This is a genomic window from Periweissella ghanensis (genome assembly GCF_918814755.1).
In the GTDB taxonomy this organism is placed as follows: Bacteria; Bacillota; Bacilli; order Lactobacillales; family Lactobacillaceae; genus Periweissella; species Periweissella ghanensis.
The window spans coordinates 17,104-35,069 of record NZ_CAKKNT010000004.1; the positions used below are offsets into that span (position 1 = coordinate 17,104).

Consider the following 17,966-nt stretch of genomic DNA (forward strand, 5'->3'; position numbering starts at 1 on the left):
CATTTAAAACTCTATGATAAGTGAGGCTAAAAAAATGAATACGACGCATAAATGGAAACAACGGATTGGGTATGCTCTCGGGGCGTTTGGCCATGATACGTATTATGTGACATTAAGTACGTACTTTATTATTTTTGTGACGAGTGTCATGTTCCAAGGGGCTGGTAAAGATACCGCCCGGTTAATTGGGATTATCACATCCTTAGTAGTTATCATTCGCTTAATTGAAATTATCTTTGACCCAATTATTGGGAATGTTATTGATAATACTCGTTCAAAATATGGAAAATTTAAACCATGGTTAGTCGTTAGTGGGGTCGTTTCTGGCTTACTCTTAATGGTTATCTTCACTAATTTCTTTGGTTTAGCAAAGACTGGTGATGACTTATTCATCGTCTTATTTGGGATTGTCTTTATCTTGTTAGACTGTTTTTACTCATTTAAAGATATTGCCTTTTGGTCAATGATTCCGGCACTTTCAACTGATTCTAACGAACGGGAAAAACTTGGGACCTTTGCCCGGTTTGGCTCATCAATTGGGGCTAACGGTACGACTTTAGTAGTCGTACCATTAACAACGTTTATTACGTATCTGTTTACCGGCCGGCATGAACAAGGGGCCGTTGGGTGGTTCTGGTTTGCTGTGATTGTTGGGATCATTTCCGCAGGGACGGCCATCATTACTGCTTTAACAACTAAAGAAAATCAATCAATTGTGCGCCAACAAAACAAAAAGGTTAGTTTTAAAGAAGTCTTTGTCGTAATTACTAAAAATGACCAATTAATGTGGTTAGCACTTTCATACATTGCGTACGCGATTGCTAACGTTGCCACGACGGGGGTCTTATTGTTATTCTACAAGTTTGTCCTTGGCCGGGTTGGTGAATTTTGGTTCGTTGGTTTAATTGCTACAATTACAGGGATTGTCGCCGTCCCAATGTTTCCTTTCTTGGCGAAGAAATTTTCACGCCGGTATGTCTACCTCGGTGGGTTAATTATGAACATTTTGGCATACGCAATCTTTATATTAGCTGGTCAAAATCTTTTAATGGTTCAAATTGCAACCGTCCTATTCTACTTCCCACAACAATGGATTTTCCTATCAGCGCTGATGACCATTACCGATTCAGTTGAATATGGTCAATTGAAAAATGGTGTGCGTAATGAAGCAGTTACGTTATCACTGCGCCCATTGATGGATAAAATTGCCGGGGCCCTTTCAAATGGGATTGTTGGTTTTATCGCTGTGGCAGCCGGTATGAGTGGTAGTGCATCCGTAAGTAACATTACCCAACGTGATATTCACACCTTTAACTTATTTGCTTTTGCCTTACCAGGGATTCTTATGCTCTTTGCCGGCATTGTTTTCTTCTGGAAAGTGCGCTTATTTGAAAAAGAACACGCGGAAGTTGTTGCACAACTGGAAGCTAAATTAACAAATCAACAGGAGGCTTAAATGACAGTTACTAGTGAAGAATATGGCCAATATAATGGTGAAGTAATCTATCGGTATACCATTGAGAATCAGCATCAAACCCGGTTACGGATTTTATCATATGCCGGCATCATTCAAGAATTTTCCGTTAATGATGTTGGTCAACGGATTAACTTAGTACTCAGCTTTGATGATTTAGCCGGGTTTACGGAAAATGGTTATAATTTTAATCGCGTAATTGGGCGTCATGCTGGCCGAATTGGCCAGGCGCAGTGGACGGGGGTCAATGGCGTAATTACGGTTCCAGCTAATGAAAAAGGAAATAGCTTACATGGCGGCCCCCAAGGAATTGGTAACCAAGTCTTTACTGGGCAAATTGACACTCTAAATGAAGCGGTTAGTTTAAATTATCAAGCCAAAGAAGCCATTGACGGTTATCCAGGTGATTTAGCGGTCAACATTAAATACCAATTAACAAATGATGATCAAGTTATCATCACATTAAGTGGTACGCAAACTGGTGCGCCCGGGATTTTTAATCCCACCGTGCATACGTACTTTAACTTGAGTGATCCAGCCGTTACTGATGTCACACAAATGAGTTTACAAGTAGCTAGCGAATCGCGCTTAGTCTTAAATGATGATAAAGTCCCAACCGGGGAAATTGTGCCCGTCGTTAATGCCCTGTATGATTTCACCGACATTACTAATTTAGGTGAGCGGCTTGAAAACTTTAAAGCAATGACCGTTGAAAAAGGGTTGGATGATGCCTTTGTCGTGGCCGGCGATCTAAATACACCTGCTGCAACCTTAATTGATGATGCGTCACAACGGCAAATCAATGTGTATTCCGACCGTAACGGCATCATTTTGTATACCGCAAACGATTTAAACGATGCCCAGATGGCATTAAATCGGGGGACGGGGCATCCATATGAAGGCCTTGCCATTGAAGCCCAAAATTTACCCGATGCCGTAAATCATCCTGATTTTGGTGATATTACCATTCAACCTGATGAAACAAAATCGTATCAAATCATCTATCAGTATGATCATCGTTAAACAATTTAAATGTTGTAAATAATAATTAACAAAGCCTACTAAACTTTTACGTTTAATAGGCTTTTTGCATGAGACAAATTAGTTGAAAGGGGGTATAATTTAATACATAATAACTTATGAAAGGAGTGCTTAAATGCTCACATTTTTAATTCTTGTGATAATCCTTGGGTACTTATTTAATAAAGCCATTCCCTACTTAATTCTAGCGATGTTGTTATACTTCTGTTGGGTATTAATCAAAGCGTTATTTATTCCCGCGTTAATTATCGGGATTGCTTACCTTGCTTGGCAGCTTTACCAACAAACTCAAGCACGATCATAAAATCAAATTAAAAACCGTAACGTTAAATACGTTACGGTTTTTGTGTTTTAATCATGAACGATATGGGGACTTAGTTGACCTTGAATAATTAAGGCGACATCATCAAGTGCAATGTCAATCATATTCTGAACCGCTGCATCGGTATAAAATCCAATATGGGGGGTCAATGACACATTGGGCATCGCAAGTAGTTGATCATACACTGAAAAATCAAGTTCTTGATTATTAGTTAAATCATGTTCAACAAATAGTTCTTCACATTCAATGGCATCGAGACCTGCTCCAGCAATAACACCGTTTTGTAAGGCATCAATTAAGGCGGGTGTCTCGACAATTGGACCACGGGCGCAATTAATCAAGAATGCTGAATTCTTCATTTTCGCCAAAGTTGGGCCATTGAAAAGATGGTGCGTTGTCGCATCTAAATTAGTATGAATGGTAAGCACATCACTTTCGGCAAGGAGGGTTGCAAAATCTACATATTCAACCGTATCAGTTAAATCCGTGCGGGGTGCCAAATCATTAGCAATTACGCGCGCGCCAAGTGCCTTGAAGATTCGGGCCGCCGTTCCACCAATTTTACCAGTACCAAAAATACCAACGGTCAAATTATGAATTTCACGGGCTTGGAGGCCATCCCAACTATAATCGTGGTGTCGCATGCGTGCTTCTGTATTTTCAAGCTGCCGCAATAGCACCATTGTATGCATCAAGGCCGCTTCTGCCACTGAGCGTGGTGAATAGGCTGGCACATTGGTTACAATAATATCATTGGCATCGGCTGCCGCAAAGTTAATGGTATTGTAACCGGTAATACGTAATGAAATATGCTTAATGCCCAATGCCGCTAAGCGTTCATATACACTAAAATCATCAATCCTGGCGTGTTGTAAAATTGAAATATCATCATAACCGGTGGCTAGTTCAATATTGTCAACAAATGGCAATGGGGTGGTATCGACTTGGGCATGATTCCGGTGGGCCCACGCATCAATGGCTGGTTTTTCATCTGGACGAACACTATACATCAAAATTTTCATTTTCATTAACTCCTATTATTGATTAGCATTAAGAAACGCTTCGAGGCGATCCATGGCGGTTGTGATATTGGCCATACTAGCCGCGTAACTCAATCGCATGTAACCTTCACCTGCTGGAAAGGCCCCACCTGGAACCAAACCGAGTTTGGCGTCTTCAGCTAATTTATGGCCAAACGCAAAACTATCTGTCCCAAATTGTGCGGGAATTTTCATAAAGATGTAAAATGCCCCAGCTGGTTTAATAACTTCAATGCCCATCGCAGTCAAGCGTTCAACGAGGTAATCCCGCCGTTTAAGGTATTCTGCACGCATAACCAAGCCATCATCAGCCCCAGCTGTAAGGGCTTCAGTCGCTGCATCTTGGGCATTCGTCGTTGCCGAAGTAACAGTGAATTGATTAATCATCGCGATTTTTTCAATTAAATCAACGGGACCGGCGGCAAAACCAATCCGCCAACCGGTCATGGCATGCGATTTAGAAACCCCCGTCACCAAAATAGTTTGTTCAGGTAGAATTTCACCAAGAGAAACGTGTGTTTGACTGTAGCTTAATTCACTGTAAATTTCATCGCTTAACACAACGATTGGTTTATTGCGTAGCGGTGCAACTAATGCTTCCAGCTCGGCACGATCATATGTCACCCCAGTTGGATTAGTCGGGTAATTCATTACCAGCATTTTCGCTTTCGGATGAGCGGCAAGGGTTGCTTCTAGCTTTGCAGGGGTTAGTTTGAACCCATCAGCAGTTGTATCAATAAAGACCGGTTTAGCACCGTTAAGTAGGGTGACGGGAATGTAAAAGGGGAAAATAGGAATCGGAATAATAATCTCATCATCTGGATTCGTTAAGGCTGTAATTGTTGAGTAAATCGCGCCAGTTGCTCCAACAGTTACGACAATTTGCTTGTTTGGATCGTATGTTGCGTGGTATTTATTACGTAAAAAATCAGCCGCAGCCGTCCGGAGTTCAATTTTCCCCGATGAATCTGTGTAATGACTGGCATTAGCCGTGATACTACTTTTACCAGCATCCTTTACATGTTCAGGGGTATTAAAATCGGGTTCGCCAAGGGTTAATTTAATAATATCGGGAATCTTTGAAATTGACGCATCAAAGGCCAAAATTGATGATGGTTGTAACTGTTCCAACCGGGTATTTGTTTTGAAATTTTCCATATAGGTCTAAGCCTCCAAGTATATAAAACTAAAATAAAAATCCTCTCAGTCGCCACTGAGAGGATTTATCGATGTTGTCACATAACAAAGTTCCATCGATACCACTCAGTTCTAACCGAAGCTAAATGGTATCGAAAAAAGACTGATGCCATCCAGAATTAATCTGCGAGGTACCAGTAGAGTAAAAACGCGTTATTCAATTTTTGCATACTTTTATCTAACATAATGATTAGCTCCTTTAAATAACTTAGCTAAAATATACGCTTGTAAAATGAAAAACGCAACATTATTTTATCATTTAATTTTAACTTAACATTTAAGCATCGAGTTCAATTTTCAAAACTTGGAATAATTCGCTCATTTCTTTACCAGACATCACACCCACGACTAAGATACTTGGATGTTCTTCGCTTTCACCTAATTCCATAACGTTGATATCATGTGCCGTTAAATATTGATCCACTTGGGGGCGATTTAAGACGACTGACATTTCGTCATAGTCAAATTCGACTTGATAGAGATCTTCATCATTAGCCATTCCTGCCACCCCGACAAATTCAGCATCACCACCATCTTTTGCGACAACATAAATTTCAACATTAACTTTATCTAGTAAATCCACTACTTCGTATTCTTGCGCCATGATTAATTCCTCTTTCATTAAGATACGCCGATTATAGCATATTGGGCCGGGCGCATATATTGATAGCTATTTACTATAGTCTGGTCATAAAACTGCAAATAACAATCTTTTTTAAATTACTGCTATAATGGCCTTGTGAGATAGGAAGGGGTAATGGTAACAAGGTGACCATCTGATTTCCTCAAATTACAGTCCCCCCGGACTATTGATTGTTTGACAGAATTACCCAGTTCGTACTAATGAACTGGGTAATTTTTGTGTACTTAGCAACTTTTCATCTAAATTAAGCTTATTATTGCATTAGTAATATTCGTGATGTACTCTTAGGTTGCACTGCAAGTTAACCTTCATTCGTATAGTAACTTAGCCAATCTCAAGGAGATTATATTGTGAAAAAAATTTGGCCTGTTATTTTCAACAGTAGTGTCGTCATTAGTTTAACTGCTATTGGTTCTGTAAATCTAGTTGCCAGCACTACTAGTCCCAACTAAAGTAATTAAAACGAATAAAGTTCAAAATCTAAATCAAGCTTTCACGATTCTTCAAAAGCATGTGCAAACATCACGCAACGCTGGTAAATAAAATAGTATTAAATCAAACACGTCTTCGCTGATTCTTAAATAGAATTGCAAAGACGTGTTTTTTATTTTTGTATATACCAAAATGCCTATTTAGATAATATTTAGGAATTAAATTAGACTTAAAAAAATTAATTAATTAAATTAAAACCGTCCTAATTTTGCATTATACATTATTTACCAATCCTTAAATAAGCAAAAAAAAATACACAATGCTAGAATGAGTGAACAGGAATTAAATTGATTGGGGGAGTTATTTATGTCAGAGAAAACTAAGCAAGAGAAAAAATTTGAATTTCTAATAAGTAATGCCGCAACGATTACTTGTATTTCAATGTATGTTGCTTACATTCCACAACTGATTGCTAATTTTAGTGGTCAACCAGTTAGTCCATTGCAGCCATTAGTAGCTGGAATTAATGCCAGTTTATGGGTATCTTATGGTGCGCTAAAGAAGGAAAAAGATTGGGCGTTAATTATTTCTAGTACGCCGGGGGTCATCTTTGCCTTATTAACGGCCATTACAGTTTACATTCATTAAAAGGGGGCAATAATGAGTAAAGAAAACAATGCAAATTCGGCTGAACTACAACGGCAACACCGTGAACAAGTTATCAGTAAATTAGCTATGATTACTTGTATTTCGATGTATGTCTCATACATCCCACAATTAATTGCTAATTTTAGTGGTCAACCCGTTAATCCGATTCAACCACTCGTTGCCGGAATTAATGCCACACTTTGGGTGATTTATGGCTTAATTCAAGATACGAAGGATTGGCCATTAGTTATTTCAAACTTTCCTGGGATTATCTTTGGCCTTTTAACAGCATTAACTGTATATGTTCACTAATTCCAAAAAGCGTTCAATCAATGATTGAACGCTTTTTGTGTATATCAATTTTAAGTTTTTGTTAAATACTGCTGTTCAAAATAGATTTTATCTTATAAAATTATTAATAAATAACTTTTTAACTACCTTCCAAAAGGGGGAAACCAAATGGCCGTTGAACTACAAAATTTAACCAAACAATTTGGTCCCAAAGTTGCCGTTGATAACTTATCCTTATCAGTTAACGATGGCGAAGTATTGGGCTTAATTGGTCAAAATGGGGCCGGTAAAACGACCACATTTCGCATGTTACTTGATTTTATTAAACCAGATCATGGCTCAATTCTATTTGATGGGCAACCAATTACACCAGCAATTCGCCAAAAAATTGGCTTTTTACCGGAAGAACGGGGCTTATATCAAAAATGGACGATTGAACAACAAATGCTTTATTTTGGCGAATTACATGGTATGAAAAGTGCCGCCGTTAAAACTGAATTAAAGCACTGGCTTAGCCGGCTTGAAGTTGTCGGGAAACCAACTGATAAAGTTCAAACGTTATCAAAAGGGAATGCCCAAAAAGTTCAATTAATCGCCACGCTTATTTTTCAACCTAAATTATTAATCCTCGATGAACCATTTACGGGCCTCGATCCAGTTAACACATCCTTAATGATGCGTGAAATTAAATTACTCCGCGATACCGGGGCTCGAATTATCTTTAGTGCCCACAATATGGCAAGTGTTGAAGAATTATCTGATCACTTGTTAATGCTTAAAAACGGTAAAACGGTCTTATCTGGGGAAACTAAGGCGATCCGTGAAAGCTTTGGTCGTACCCGCGTCTACTTAGAAGCTGATATTAGTGATACAGATTTACTGGCAATTGATGGCGTTGAAGCAATCACGCCTAGTAATTTAGGTCGCGTCTTAAAACTTCGTGATGAAGCAACGGGGCACACCGTTTTTGAACGCGTAACAACACCGCATAATTACGTGCCGGCCTTCATGCAAACCCCACCATCATTAGATGAAATTTTTCGGACTGAAGTCGCCGCAACGGAGGTGGAATTATGAAAAATGCCTGGTTAATCGTTGCTAAACAAACGTATCGCGTCCGTATCAAATCATTAAGTTATTGGATGTTAGTGTTATCACCACTGTTGCTTGTGGCCTTTTCAATTGGCCTGGGGCTATTCTTTGCCAGTGCTAGCTCAAGTAGTGACAAAGCCACCTTGGCAATTGTCGAACAACCACAATTGACGCAAGCCCTTAAACAATCCAAAGCTCTCGATGTAAAACTTAAAGACATCAGCACCGTTACCAAAGTAAAGAATCAATTGAAAGCCGAAGATATTGATGGTTACTTAGTTAAGACTAATAATGACTATCAACTTGTTACTTCAGCTACCGGTAGTACCACCATTAATCAAGCGACTTTAAAAACTATTTTGACGCAGTTTAAGATGGCCGCAACTGCGCAAGCATTAAACATTTCAGCTGAAAAACTGCAAGCATTAACCGCCCCAGTCGAACTTAAAGTGCAAGAATTAAACCAACATGATGCAACCAGTGATAGTAATCAAGGGGCCAATAGTACGCTTAGTATTGGGATTGGGGTCTTATTCTTCGTAATTTTACTATTCTATGTGCAAATCATTGCGCAAGAAATTGCCAACGAAAAATCATCGCGCATCATGGAAATTTTGTTAGCTGCGACTAGTGCAGCGAGTCAGTTTTACGGTAAAATTGTCGGGGTCTTTGCCTTAGCCGTCACACAGATGTTATTGTATGTCATCTTTGGTGGAGGGGCGCTTGTAATTTTTGGTAATAACAGTATTGTCCGTAGTGCAAGAACAATTTTTAGTAATGTCAGTTGGAGCTTTGCCGTCGTGACAATTATCATGTTATTGCTCGCAATTGGGATGTATTTAACCTTAGCTGCCATCATTGCTTCACTCGTTAATGATCAAAGCCAAGTTCAACAGGCGGTACAACCAGTAACATACCTAGCAATGATTGGCTATATCCTTTCGTTTATCATCGCACAAGCACCACATAACTTAATCATTAATATTGCTTCATATGTACCATTTATCTCACAAACCCTAATCCCTAGTCGATTAGCGCTTAATTTCACGGGTATGCCACAAGCATTAATTGCAATTGCAATCCAGATTATTGTCGTCATTCTAATGCTAAAATTTGGTTTAAAAATCTATGCACGTAATGTTTTAGAATACTCTGATGAAAGTATTTACAAACAACTTCGGCAATTAATCCGTCGAAAATAAAGTATTTTGACTAAAAGGACTTCTCAATTGAGGAGTTCTTTTTAATTACTTAAATATCAACTAGAAACCACTATTTTATTAGTAGCTATGCGATAATAAACAAATTACATCGTAAAGAGGGGGGAGAATATTGGAAATTTTTGGTATTCAATTAGATGCGGCTGGCCGCTGTGTTCATTATCATGGGACAACGGATATCGCGGCTTTAAAATGTGCTGACTGTCAGCAATTTTTTGCTTGCTATAATTGTCATGACGCCTTACGTGAGCACGCTTTTGTGGCAAGTCCTAAAAATGATTTAGCCGTGATGTGCGGTGAATGTCAAACCTTAATGAATTTTGCAAGTTATACTAATGGTCGTTGCCCAGTATGTCAGCAGGTATTTAATCCAAAATGCGCAGTCCATTATGATACTTATTTTGTTGATTAATTGAATTATTTTACTTGTTTATTAAAGTATTTAAATTTAGTTAAACCAACTTGAGTTTCACTGAGTAGTTCGCTAAAGTGTTTATTCAAGCATCAACATACGCAAATTTTTAGAAGGATTGCCACAGACGGCAGTATTATTAAATGGGTCTAATTATCATCATTTTAGCTATCATTGGGATAGCACTTTGGTTTTCAAGTCGTAACGGTGGCTCAATGTGGGAAATGCCACTCTTTGGTTGTGGGGCCTTGGGATGTTTAATTCCAATTATTGGGCTAATAATCATTATCCTCATCTTCCATAGTTTGTTTGGTTTTCACCATTACTATGGCGGATACGGATATCATAGTTTCTTTTCACCATTTGGTTACCACAGCTTTTTCTCACCATTTGGGTTCCATTTTCCATTTTTCCACCATTCATATTACCAACCAACGTACCACTATGGTTATCACTCATACTACCATGCGCCGGTCGTTCACACGTACCACGTTGTGCATGAGTATCATGTTTACCATCACTATTAAAGCCGATAAAAGAGCTATCAAGCATTTGGTAGCTCTTTTTTGATAAGTTTTCCAATATTATTTCCCAGCATAATCCACTACAATAAACGGTAAGAATAGCAATTGAAAAATAGGGGGGATATCTAAATGACACAACGCGAATCTGAACAACAAATTGAAAAACTAGGGGCCTTTGAAATTACTAATGAAATGCTAAAATTAGCCCGCCACAATCAAAAAAGCCCGTTTGTCCTTCAATCGAGGCGTCTAATTTGGGATTGAAGAATCGAATCGGACCATAAACGATGGCGATTTGTCCGGTTACACAATCAATAACGCGATTTCAAAGCTATTAATTAGCTTTTTGCAACCCACAACTAACCCGTACGATGCGTTCCTAATTGACGCCATTATGTATTGCCAAAATCAATTACAGCCAAAATCAATTACATATTAAGCCTGACGATCTAGTTCAGGAGTTAGTCGATGGGGCCCTTGGCAATAATTATCCCGTTCCCAGTCGTATTTTGTATAATACAGAAAGCTTTATTAATGAATATTTAACGAAAGCACTTTTTCATGGTGTAAATTTAGCTGCCACCACAGACATCTTCCCCACAGAAGGTGGTATGGCCGCCATTGTCTATATTTTTAATTCATTACGGGAAAATCATTTACTTAAACCTGGCGATAAAATTGCCATTAACACCCCAATTTTTACACCATATCTCCAAATCCCCACACTCAATGATTTCGAATTACAAGAAGTTGATTTACGTTCAACGGAAGCTAATAACTGGGAAATAAACCCCCTTGAAATTAATAGGCTAAAGGATAAAGCAATTAAGGCGTTGTTTCTAGTTAATCCATCAAATCCTGGAGCGATGGCCTTTGACAAAGTAGCGTTGGCGGCAATCAAGAAAATGGTCGCGGCTAACCCAGATTTAATTATCATTACCGATGATTATGGCAGCGTTATTTTCATTAACCTACCTAGTGTATCAAAACGAAGTTGATCCATATGTTGAGGCCGCCAAAGCAATTGTCCGGAAACGGTATCACTTACTATTCAAAACGTTAGGCTTTTCGGGATTATTCGGCAGCTAATTTTGAACAAATTGATTTCCTATATAATCTTTCACAAAAAAATCGCGCGGTTTTGATGGATGGGGTCGGCTTTGGTTCAGATAAGGGCATTTTACGTATATCCCAAGCCAACTTACATGATGATGATTACCCCCTAATTGCTCAACAAATATTGGAGTTCTTAGGTGAATACTATACTAATTTACTAAGTAATAGCCATGTATTTGACGCAAAATTAAGTGATACTAATATAATCCATAAGTAAAAGTTTTAAGAATTTATTATTTATATGTATTCAGATAACTTTTGCGTTAAAATTGCATTTATGCAAAAACTTAAACAATTTAAGTTGCGTTAAAAATGGAATTTCGGAGTGTGCTGCATATGAGCGGTGAAATGAATCAAACAGATATGGAACAACAATTAGAACAACTTGGTGCTTTTGAAATTAGTGAAGAGATGTTAAAGTTGGCCCAACATAATGAAAAAAATAATGATGTTTTGGATGCTGGTCGGGGTAATCCAAACTGGATTAACACGAAGGCACGCTTAGCATTCGCCCGGTTAATTGAATTCGGGGTTGCCGAATCACGGCGGACAATTTTAAAAGGGGACTTAGCTGGGTATACGACGTTGACTGATATATCAACGCGCTATGCGGAATTTCTTGATGCGGGTGACAGTACTGACAACTTTTTACTTGAAGCGCTTGAATACGTCGCTAATCGATTTAATATTGATCGCGACGATTTTGTTAAAGAAATGGTCGATGGTGTCATTGGTAACAACTATCCCGTCCCAAGTCGCGTGCTTAAACACTCCGAAAAAATCCTTAATGCTTACTTACAAGAAACCCTCTACAATGGCGTTAATTTAGCTGAACAAACCCAAGTTTTCCCAACAGAAGGTGGCTCAGCAGCGATTGTCTACATTTTTAACTCATTACGGGTTAATCATTTGTTAGCACCTGGTGATAAAATTGCGGTTAGTACCCCAATCTTTACACCATACTTACAAATTCCGGTCTTAAATGAATATGAAATGGTTGAAGTTGATTTAAGCTCACGTGCGGAAGATGATTGGCAAATTCAACCCGCGGAATTAGCTAAAGTAACTGATCCTGATATTAAGGCGCTCTTCTTGGTTAATCCATCAAACCCTGGAGCAATGGCCTTGGATGAACGGGCATTAGCGCAAATTAAGCAATTAGTTGCTAACAATCCGGATTTAATTATTATTACTGATGATGTATATGGTACATTCGTCAACGATTTCCAAACCGTTTATTCAGTCGTACCAAACAATACTTTACTCGTATATTCATACTCAAAATTATTTGGGGCCACTGGTTGGCGAGTTGGGATGATTGCCGCGCACGAAGATAATGTCTTTGATCGCTTAATTAGTCAATTACCAGAATCACAACGTGCTGAACTCGATGCCCGCTATGCTTTAAATGTCTTTGCCCCGGCTGAAATGAAATTTATTGACCGGATTGTGGCAGATAGTCGCGCAGTTGGGCTATACCACACTGCTGGTTTATCAACGCCCCAGCAATTAATGGAAGTATTATTCTCATTAAACTTCTTATTAGAAGCCGACAATGGTGATTATTACGTTGAAGCATCCAAAGCAATTGTTGCCAAACGCTATGCTGCGTTGTTTGAAAATCTTGGAATTCCGGCCAATCTTAGCCCATATAATTCTAAATACTATGCCTTAATTGATGTTTATCAATTAGCTGAACAACGTTACGACAAAGGATTCCGGGCGTACTTAGTTGATAACTTTGAACAAATTGATTTCTTATACCAACTCTCTGAAAAGAGTGGGGTTGTCGTAATGGACGGGGCTGGTTTTGGCACTCCCGATGGGGTCATTCGAGTTTCTGAAGCTAATTTACCTGATGAAGCTTACAGTCAAGTTGCTACCGCCATTTTAGAATTACTTGCTGACTACAATAACCAATATATTAATGATTAAGAAAAAGCCAACTGAAAAATTTCAGTTGGCTTTTTTAATTATTGGTATGTTCTATCTGACGCAAGGCATTGACAAGTGGTTGGAGCCCCCGCGGATAATTATCATGATGACTAAGCATGTACAACACAAGCATTTGCTTAAGGGCTTTAATTTGGGTTGCGGTTTGGCCATTCTCATTTGCTAAAACTGATTGGCGTAATTGTTCAATGTTCGCCACTAATTCTGGTAGAACTTTAACTTCATCATCAGCAATAACTTGGTCTAAGATTGGTAGTAAGTGGCTATATTGATAAGTTTTCATTAGACAACCTCCTAACCTTTAACTACCGCCACCGTAACATACTTTACCATGAACTACAATGACGGTTATTCCCAACCTAGTTCACTATAAGGAATTTGCTTAGCATACTGTTCAAGAGCTAGTTTACGATCACCAATTAATTCTGCTGGCAACTGACTAACTGGCCACCAAGATAACCCCGCATTTTTATGTGGTTCCATCACTTGGGGCGTCCCAGTGTATTTAAGAACTTTAAAATACCCGTTAAAATAAACGTTATCCGTATCGGAATCATGCTTATGAATCATGGTGGCAAAGGATAAATCAGTTGGTAAAACCGTAATGCCCAATTCTTCGGCTAATTCACGACAAAGGGCTTGCGGTAGCGATTCACCAGCTTCGACATGGCCGGTAGCAGCAAGATCATAAGCCCCATCTTGGTAACCGGTATTTTGACGTTTTTGCAGTAAAATTTGTGTTCCATCCGGGGAAAACATCAAAGCAAATACCGCACTAGGGGTTTGATAACGAACTTTCATCTTAATTAATTACTCCATTCTTTTTTAGTTAAATTCACCACCACCGGGGAACATCTTACGAATACCACCGGCCGGATGTGCATCATCACCTAAGTAGCGGGGAATAACATGGATATGCGCATGCATGACTGTTTGACCAGCTGCTTCATGAATATTGACCCCAATATTATACCCATCTGGTTGGAAATCATGGTCGAGAAGAGCTTTGGCTTCATGGATTAAGTTATTTACCGCAACTAATTCTGGGGTCGTCAAAGCAAAATAATTATCGCGATGTGTTTTGGGGATAATTAATAGATGGCCCGTACTAACCGGGGAGCGATCCCAAAAGGCACCTGCTAAATCATTTTCGAGGACAAATTGAATTTGTTCTCGCTGACAAAAAATACAGTTTGAATAGTTCATTAATCAAGTAACCTCACAATTTAAATTTATCACCTAAGTGTAGCTGAAAATCACTAAACTTAAAAGCGGATAAAAAAAGTACCGACATTTGTTTATTGCCAGTACTTCATAATTAGCTAAACTGTAAACAGGTTAAGGATCAAAATCCCCTAGAAAAAGATCCTTAACGAGTACTTGAAAACTCCCCCGAATCTTTCTTGCAACTTTTAACTAATTGACTTAAGTCTAACATACTTTTTGGAAATAACTAGTTATTTCTCTTAAATAAAATTAAACAAATATTAATTTTATTTATTAATTAGGCAATTTAAGCTAAATATCACCAAAACAAGCAAATTCATTTTATGATAAGATGGTTCTAACACAATTAGATAAGGAGATTAACATGCTATTTGATTTAAACCATGTTAGTATCATTCGTGACCAAAAGCATTTACTTGCTGATATTAATTTAACCATTAACGCAGGTGATTATTTAACGATTACTGGACCTTCAGGAAGTGGAAAAAGTACGTTAGTTAAAGCACTTGCTGCCTTAATTGATCCTGATGAAGGGGTGCTTAACTACAATGGCCAGGATATTTTGCAACTTGATCCGATAAAATATCGGCGGGAAGTTTCATATTGTGTGCAACAACCAACTTTATTTGGTAATACGGTCCGTGATAATTTTGCCTTTCCATACCAAATTCGCAAACAAAAATTTGATCCTGCTGCCGTTGAAAAATACTTAGCTCAAGTACAATTGCCGGCAAGCTATTTAGACCAACCGATAGAAAAACTATCAGGGGGTGAGCGCCAACGGATTGCCTTATTACGCAATATCTTATTTGACCCACGCGTCCTAATTCTTGATGAAGTAACAACCGGATTGGATAGTGAAAATAAGGCGATTATTCACGACTTAATTAATCATCTCAATCATGATAAACACATTACCATCATCCAAATTACACATGACACCGAAGAAATTGCGATGGCCAATCGGTTGATTCACATTGTGGGCGGTCAATTAGTCGATGAAAGTGGGGTAAAGTAAAATGGGAATTGCGGTTAATAATCAATCATTGTTTTATGCTGGGATGTTAGTTGTGATTGCACTATTTATTGCTTGGCGTGAAAAACTGGGGCTGGATAAAGATATGATCATCGCGGTTATTCGGGCGGTCATTCAGTTAGTCATTGTCGGTTACGTGTTGCGGTACATAATTCACTTAGATCAACTTTGGATCACTTTAATCATTGCAGCTTTAATTATTTTTAATGCCAGTTATAATGCGATGAAACGTAGTGCTCTTAAGTCGTTTAAAATTTCGCTAGCGGCCATTGCGATTGGTACAATCATTACATTAGGTGGCTTAATTTTAGCCGGGGCAATTAAATTAGTCCCATTCCAAATTATTCCAATTACGGGGATGATTGCTTCAAATGCGATGATTGCGGTTGGATTGTGTTTTAAAACTATGGAACAAGCCTTCAAAGATCAACGGCAACAAGTTGTGGAAAAATTAACATTAGGGGCTGATTTGAAAGATGCAACCTTACCAATTATTCGTTTGAGCATCAAAACTGCGATGCAACCAACTATTGATGGTGCCAAAACGGTGGGGATTGTTAGTTTACCGGGGATGATGTCTGGTTTGATTTTTGCTGGTGTTGATCCAGTTCGGGCGATTAAATATCAAATTATGGTGACGTTTATGTTGCTATCAACGGCCAGTATCGCCTCGTTTATCGCAGCGTATCTTGGTTACCGTGAATATTTCAATGCACGTAAGCAATTAAAGAGTATGAATTAAAATATTAAAGGCCGCGGCATTCTTGCCGGGGCCTTTAATATTTCACTCAGTAATACTGCTATTACCAGTTGCTAACATCATCCGGTTCCAGAAATTGATATTGTTAATGACTAAGATTAATTCTAAATATTCTTTTTCGCTAAAAATTGTGCGTACCCGGTGGTAATATCCGTCCGTCACAACATAATTTTGGATATTAGTAATTTTATAAGCTAAATCCAAGGCCATCTGTTCGCGTTCCGTATAGAGATGGGCTTCCTTCCAAACTGGTAAAAATGTTAATTTACGTTCATCAGTGTTTACCTTCCGCGCTTTTTTGAGGTGTGCATTAGTACAAAAGGCACAACCATTGATTTGTGAAACAAAGACATTCACTAATTCAATTAAATCTAATTCCAAACTCGTTACCGCTAAGTTCGTTTGATCCATTTTAACAAGGTGCCCAACTTGTTCACCGATTGTTGCATTATAGTTAAGTTTTTCTTCCATGTGTGGTCGCCATCCTTTCAAGATTATCCAAAGTATAAACGATGCTTAAATCACTATCAATAAGTAAGCATGCTTTAAAGAATATTGTAAGACAAATTAAGGTTATATTCATACATTTGTAAACCAATTTAACTTTGCTGAAAGTTGTAAATATCGTAATTCAAAATCGTGCAAGCACTGTGATGAACGTGCTAGAATGATACTCAAAATATTGGTAACTACCATAAAGGGGGTGGTCTTATGCCTGCACAGTCGATTGAAGCCATCAGTGCCGAAAATCAGCATTTGCAGCAACAGTTGAATCCAGAAAGTGAACATTATTATCATTGTTTTGCACAATATCTTGATGAAAACGGGGCTTTTTGCCGACCCCATGCGCTTGCAGATCATAAACGTGAAGTTTTGCGGCAAATTGTAAATGCACAAAAAACCGAATATGATTGTCAAACGTACTTCACCATGAGTGCTGTTGAGTTGGCCCAAAAACATTTAGAACAGACACCACACTCTGGGCGTAGCTACACGAAAGCCTGGCTCCTCTTTGCACTTGCATTCGCTTTTCCACAGATGCTAGGCCCTGAACATACTTTTGATTTTGGGGGTACTATTTTATTTATGGTCTTAGCTAGTACGGCAGCATATTTAATCTGCCGGTTTTTTGCCCAAACTAAAGACGTGTTCCAAGGTCTGCTTGGGTGGGGGTTAGTGTGTTTAACAACCATTTTTAACTTGGCACTCGCTTTACAAGTCCATACACCAGTTGTATACCATTTAAGTGGGGCCACAGGGATGATTAGCCTAGCACTAATTGCGCTAATTGCCGTCTTACTTGATCCAATTTCAGGGTATCAAAATTCATTTGACCGGGTGGTCTTAGTTTTAGCTATTAATAATTCAATTTTAGGCATGCTAGTTATTATCATAAACACTGTCACGCTCAAAGAGGGGATTAATCCTTTAAATACCTGGTGGATTGGCGGGCTCTTTGCCATTATTACTCTCATCAGTACGATTGCCATGTGGCGCCTAATTAAATATGTTCACTAATTGTTGAATTTTATTAAATA

The 17,966-nt window shown here is 38.5% G+C and carries 22 protein-coding genes; 15 read left to right on the forward strand and 7 right to left on the reverse strand.

Translation table 11 applies throughout. The features are described from left to right. The first annotated feature begins 34 nt into the window (after positions 1-34). The 3 genes from LQZ76_RS02405 to LQZ76_RS02415 all read left to right on the forward strand — a co-directional run bounded on the left by LQZ76_RS02405 (position 35) and on the right by LQZ76_RS02415 (position 2,819). Positions 35-1,456 carry a glycoside-pentoside-hexuronide (GPH):cation symporter gene (locus LQZ76_RS02405; protein WP_230098173.1) on the forward strand — a complete coding sequence of 474 codons (1,422 nt, stop codon included), beginning with the start codon at positions 35-37 and terminating at the stop codon, positions 1,454-1,456. Beyond that, positions 1,457-2,497: an aldose epimerase family protein gene (locus LQZ76_RS02410; protein ID WP_230098174.1), complete on the forward strand. Its 1,041-nt coding sequence runs from the start codon at positions 1,457-1,459 to the stop codon at positions 2,495-2,497. It begins immediately after the preceding gene. Positions 2,498-2,630: 133 nt separating this feature from the next. Further along, a complete protein-coding gene (locus tag LQZ76_RS02415) occupies positions 2,631-2,819 on the forward strand; it encodes a hypothetical protein (protein WP_230098175.1) in 189 nt (62 codons plus the stop codon). Between the two features lie 47 nt (positions 2,820-2,866). On the opposite strand, the gene LQZ76_RS02420 is transcribed toward LQZ76_RS02415, so the two are convergent. The 3 genes from LQZ76_RS02420 to LQZ76_RS02430 all read right to left on the reverse strand — a co-directional run bounded on the left by LQZ76_RS02420 (position 2,867) and on the right by LQZ76_RS02430 (position 5,678). Continuing rightward, entirely contained in the window at positions 2,867-3,859 is a 993-nt protein-coding gene (locus LQZ76_RS02420; RefSeq protein WP_432443414.1) for a D-2-hydroxyacid dehydrogenase, read from the reverse strand. Positions 3,860-3,874: 15 nt separating this feature from the next. Next, positions 3,875-5,035: an aminotransferase class I/II-fold pyridoxal phosphate-dependent enzyme gene (locus LQZ76_RS02425; RefSeq protein ID WP_230098177.1), complete on the reverse strand. Its 1,161-nt coding sequence runs from the start codon at positions 5,033-5,035 to the stop codon at positions 3,875-3,877. 316 nt (positions 5,036-5,351) lie between these two features. Continuing rightward, the gene (locus LQZ76_RS02430) at positions 5,352-5,678 is read right to left on the reverse strand and encodes a hypothetical protein (protein ID WP_230098178.1); all 327 of its coding nucleotides are present in this window, start codon (positions 5,676-5,678) and stop codon (positions 5,352-5,354) included. An 837-nt stretch (positions 5,679-6,515) separates the two neighbouring features. Between LQZ76_RS02430 and LQZ76_RS02435 the strand changes: the two genes are divergently transcribed. From LQZ76_RS02435 to LQZ76_RS02470, 9 genes are all read left to right on the forward strand, one after another. After that, positions 6,516-6,797 carry an SWEET family sugar transporter gene (locus LQZ76_RS02435; RefSeq protein WP_230098179.1) on the forward strand — a complete coding sequence of 94 codons (282 nt, stop codon included), beginning with the start codon at positions 6,516-6,518 and terminating at the stop codon, positions 6,795-6,797. Between the two features lie 12 nt (positions 6,798-6,809). After that, entirely contained in the window at positions 6,810-7,109 is a 300-nt protein-coding gene (locus LQZ76_RS02440; RefSeq protein WP_230098180.1) for an SWEET family sugar transporter, read from the forward strand. Between the two features lie 147 nt (positions 7,110-7,256). Beyond that, entirely contained in the window at positions 7,257-8,165 is a 909-nt protein-coding gene (locus LQZ76_RS02445; RefSeq protein WP_230098181.1) for an ABC transporter ATP-binding protein, read from the forward strand. Further along, the gene (locus tag LQZ76_RS02450) at positions 8,162-9,382 is read left to right on the forward strand and encodes an ABC transporter permease (protein ID WP_230098182.1); all 1,221 of its coding nucleotides are present in this window, start codon (positions 8,162-8,164) and stop codon (positions 9,380-9,382) included. Before LQZ76_RS02445 ends, LQZ76_RS02450 begins: the two co-directional genes overlap by 4 nt. Positions 9,383-9,512: 130 nt before the next feature. Next, the gene (locus tag LQZ76_RS02455) at positions 9,513-9,812 is read left to right on the forward strand and encodes a CHY zinc finger protein (protein ID WP_230098183.1); all 300 of its coding nucleotides are present in this window, start codon (positions 9,513-9,515) and stop codon (positions 9,810-9,812) included. A 143-nt stretch (positions 9,813-9,955) separates the two neighbouring features. Further along, on the forward strand, positions 9,956-10,339 hold the full coding sequence (locus tag LQZ76_RS02460; RefSeq protein ID WP_230098184.1) for a hypothetical protein: 384 nt from the start codon (positions 9,956-9,958) through the stop codon (positions 10,337-10,339). Between the two features lie 126 nt (positions 10,340-10,465). Then, positions 10,466-10,600, forward strand: a complete 135-nt coding sequence (locus LQZ76_RS10110) for a hypothetical protein (RefSeq protein WP_432443413.1) — start codon at positions 10,466-10,468, stop codon at positions 10,598-10,600. 119 nt (positions 10,601-10,719) lie between these two features. After that, positions 10,720-11,334, forward strand: a complete 615-nt coding sequence (locus tag LQZ76_RS10115; protein ID WP_432443412.1) for an aminotransferase class I/II-fold pyridoxal phosphate-dependent enzyme — start codon at positions 10,720-10,722, stop codon at positions 11,332-11,334. 466 nt (positions 11,335-11,800) lie between these two features. Continuing rightward, complete coding sequence (locus tag LQZ76_RS02470; RefSeq protein WP_230098185.1) at positions 11,801-13,387, forward strand: bifunctional aspartate transaminase/aspartate 4-decarboxylase; 1,587 nt, start codon at positions 11,801-11,803, stop codon at positions 13,385-13,387. Positions 13,388-13,421: 34 nt separating this feature from the next. On the opposite strand, the gene LQZ76_RS02475 is transcribed toward LQZ76_RS02470, so the two are convergent. The 3 genes from LQZ76_RS02475 to LQZ76_RS02485 form a co-directional block, all read right to left on the reverse strand. Continuing rightward, the gene (locus LQZ76_RS02475) at positions 13,422-13,688 is read right to left on the reverse strand and encodes a hypothetical protein (RefSeq protein WP_230098186.1); all 267 of its coding nucleotides are present in this window, start codon (positions 13,686-13,688) and stop codon (positions 13,422-13,424) included. Positions 13,689-13,753: 65 nt separating this feature from the next. Continuing rightward, entirely contained in the window at positions 13,754-14,206 is a 453-nt protein-coding gene (locus tag LQZ76_RS02480; protein ID WP_230098187.1) for an NUDIX hydrolase, read from the reverse strand. A 24-nt stretch (positions 14,207-14,230) separates the two neighbouring features. Further along, positions 14,231-14,611, reverse strand: coding sequence for an HIT family protein (locus LQZ76_RS02485; protein WP_230098188.1), 381 nt, complete (start codon positions 14,609-14,611; stop codon positions 14,231-14,233). 385 nt (positions 14,612-14,996) lie between these two features. Here LQZ76_RS02485 and LQZ76_RS02490 point away from each other — a divergent pair, with 385 nt between their 5' ends. Beyond that, complete coding sequence (locus LQZ76_RS02490) at positions 14,997-15,650, forward strand: ABC transporter ATP-binding protein (RefSeq protein ID WP_230098189.1); 654 nt, start codon at positions 14,997-14,999, stop codon at positions 15,648-15,650. 1 nt (position 15,651) lies between these two features. After that, positions 15,652-16,410 carry an ABC transporter permease gene (locus LQZ76_RS02495; protein WP_230098190.1) on the forward strand — a complete coding sequence of 253 codons (759 nt, stop codon included), beginning with the start codon at positions 15,652-15,654 and terminating at the stop codon, positions 16,408-16,410. 42 nt (positions 16,411-16,452) lie between these two features. Here LQZ76_RS02495 and LQZ76_RS02500 read toward each other — a convergent pair whose 3' ends face one another. Next, on the reverse strand, positions 16,453-16,899 hold the full coding sequence (locus LQZ76_RS02500; RefSeq protein ID WP_230098191.1) for a carboxymuconolactone decarboxylase family protein: 447 nt from the start codon (positions 16,897-16,899) through the stop codon (positions 16,453-16,455). 240 nt (positions 16,900-17,139) lie between these two features. Between LQZ76_RS02500 and LQZ76_RS02505 the strand changes: the two genes are divergently transcribed. Further along, on the forward strand, positions 17,140-17,946 hold the full coding sequence (locus LQZ76_RS02505; protein ID WP_230098192.1) for a hypothetical protein: 807 nt from the start codon (positions 17,140-17,142) through the stop codon (positions 17,944-17,946). Positions 17,947-17,966: the final 20 nt, after the last annotated feature.

What these genes read in the sequence shown, in the direction of transcription:
- LQZ76_RS02405 (WP_230098173.1), top strand. Translation starts at nt 35, where the DNA reads ATGAATACGACGCATAAATGGAAACAACGGATTGGGTATGCTCTCGGG.
- LQZ76_RS02410 (WP_230098174.1), top strand. Translation starts at nt 1,457, where the DNA reads ATGACAGTTACTAGTGAAGAATATGGCCAATATAATGGTGAAGTAATC.
- LQZ76_RS02415 (WP_230098175.1), top strand. Translation starts at nt 2,631, where the DNA reads ATGCTCACATTTTTAATTCTTGTGATAATCCTTGGGTACTTATTTAAT.
- LQZ76_RS02420 (WP_432443414.1), bottom strand. Translation starts at nt 3,859, where the DNA reads ATGAAAATTTTGATGTATAGTGTTCGTCCAGATGAAAAACCAGCCATT.
- LQZ76_RS02425 (WP_230098177.1), bottom strand. Translation starts at nt 5,035, where the DNA reads ATGGAAAATTTCAAAACAAATACCCGGTTGGAACAGTTACAACCATCA.
- LQZ76_RS02430 (WP_230098178.1), bottom strand. Translation starts at nt 5,678, where the DNA reads ATGGCGCAAGAATACGAAGTAGTGGATTTACTAGATAAAGTTAATGTT.
- LQZ76_RS02435 (WP_230098179.1), top strand. Translation starts at nt 6,516, where the DNA reads ATGTCAGAGAAAACTAAGCAAGAGAAAAAATTTGAATTTCTAATAAGT.
- LQZ76_RS02440 (WP_230098180.1), top strand. Translation starts at nt 6,810, where the DNA reads ATGAGTAAAGAAAACAATGCAAATTCGGCTGAACTACAACGGCAACAC.
- LQZ76_RS02445 (WP_230098181.1), top strand. Translation starts at nt 7,257, where the DNA reads ATGGCCGTTGAACTACAAAATTTAACCAAACAATTTGGTCCCAAAGTT.
- LQZ76_RS02450 (WP_230098182.1), top strand. Translation starts at nt 8,162, where the DNA reads ATGAAAAATGCCTGGTTAATCGTTGCTAAACAAACGTATCGCGTCCGT.
- LQZ76_RS02460 (WP_230098184.1), top strand. Translation starts at nt 9,956, where the DNA reads ATGGGTCTAATTATCATCATTTTAGCTATCATTGGGATAGCACTTTGG.
- LQZ76_RS10110 (WP_432443413.1), top strand. Translation starts at nt 10,466, where the DNA reads ATGACACAACGCGAATCTGAACAACAAATTGAAAAACTAGGGGCCTTT.
- LQZ76_RS02470 (WP_230098185.1), top strand. Translation starts at nt 11,801, where the DNA reads ATGAATCAAACAGATATGGAACAACAATTAGAACAACTTGGTGCTTTT.
- LQZ76_RS02475 (WP_230098186.1), bottom strand. Translation starts at nt 13,688, where the DNA reads ATGAAAACTTATCAATATAGCCACTTACTACCAATCTTAGACCAAGTT.
- LQZ76_RS02480 (WP_230098187.1), bottom strand. Translation starts at nt 14,206, where the DNA reads ATGAAAGTTCGTTATCAAACCCCTAGTGCGGTATTTGCTTTGATGTTT.
- LQZ76_RS02485 (WP_230098188.1), bottom strand. Translation starts at nt 14,611, where the DNA reads ATGAACTATTCAAACTGTATTTTTTGTCAGCGAGAACAAATTCAATTT.
- LQZ76_RS02490 (WP_230098189.1), top strand. Translation starts at nt 14,997, where the DNA reads ATGCTATTTGATTTAAACCATGTTAGTATCATTCGTGACCAAAAGCAT.
- LQZ76_RS02495 (WP_230098190.1), top strand. Translation starts at nt 15,652, where the DNA reads ATGGGAATTGCGGTTAATAATCAATCATTGTTTTATGCTGGGATGTTA.
- LQZ76_RS02500 (WP_230098191.1), bottom strand. Translation starts at nt 16,899, where the DNA reads ATGGAAGAAAAACTTAACTATAATGCAACAATCGGTGAACAAGTTGGG.
- LQZ76_RS02505 (WP_230098192.1), top strand. Translation starts at nt 17,140, where the DNA reads ATGCCTGCACAGTCGATTGAAGCCATCAGTGCCGAAAATCAGCATTTG.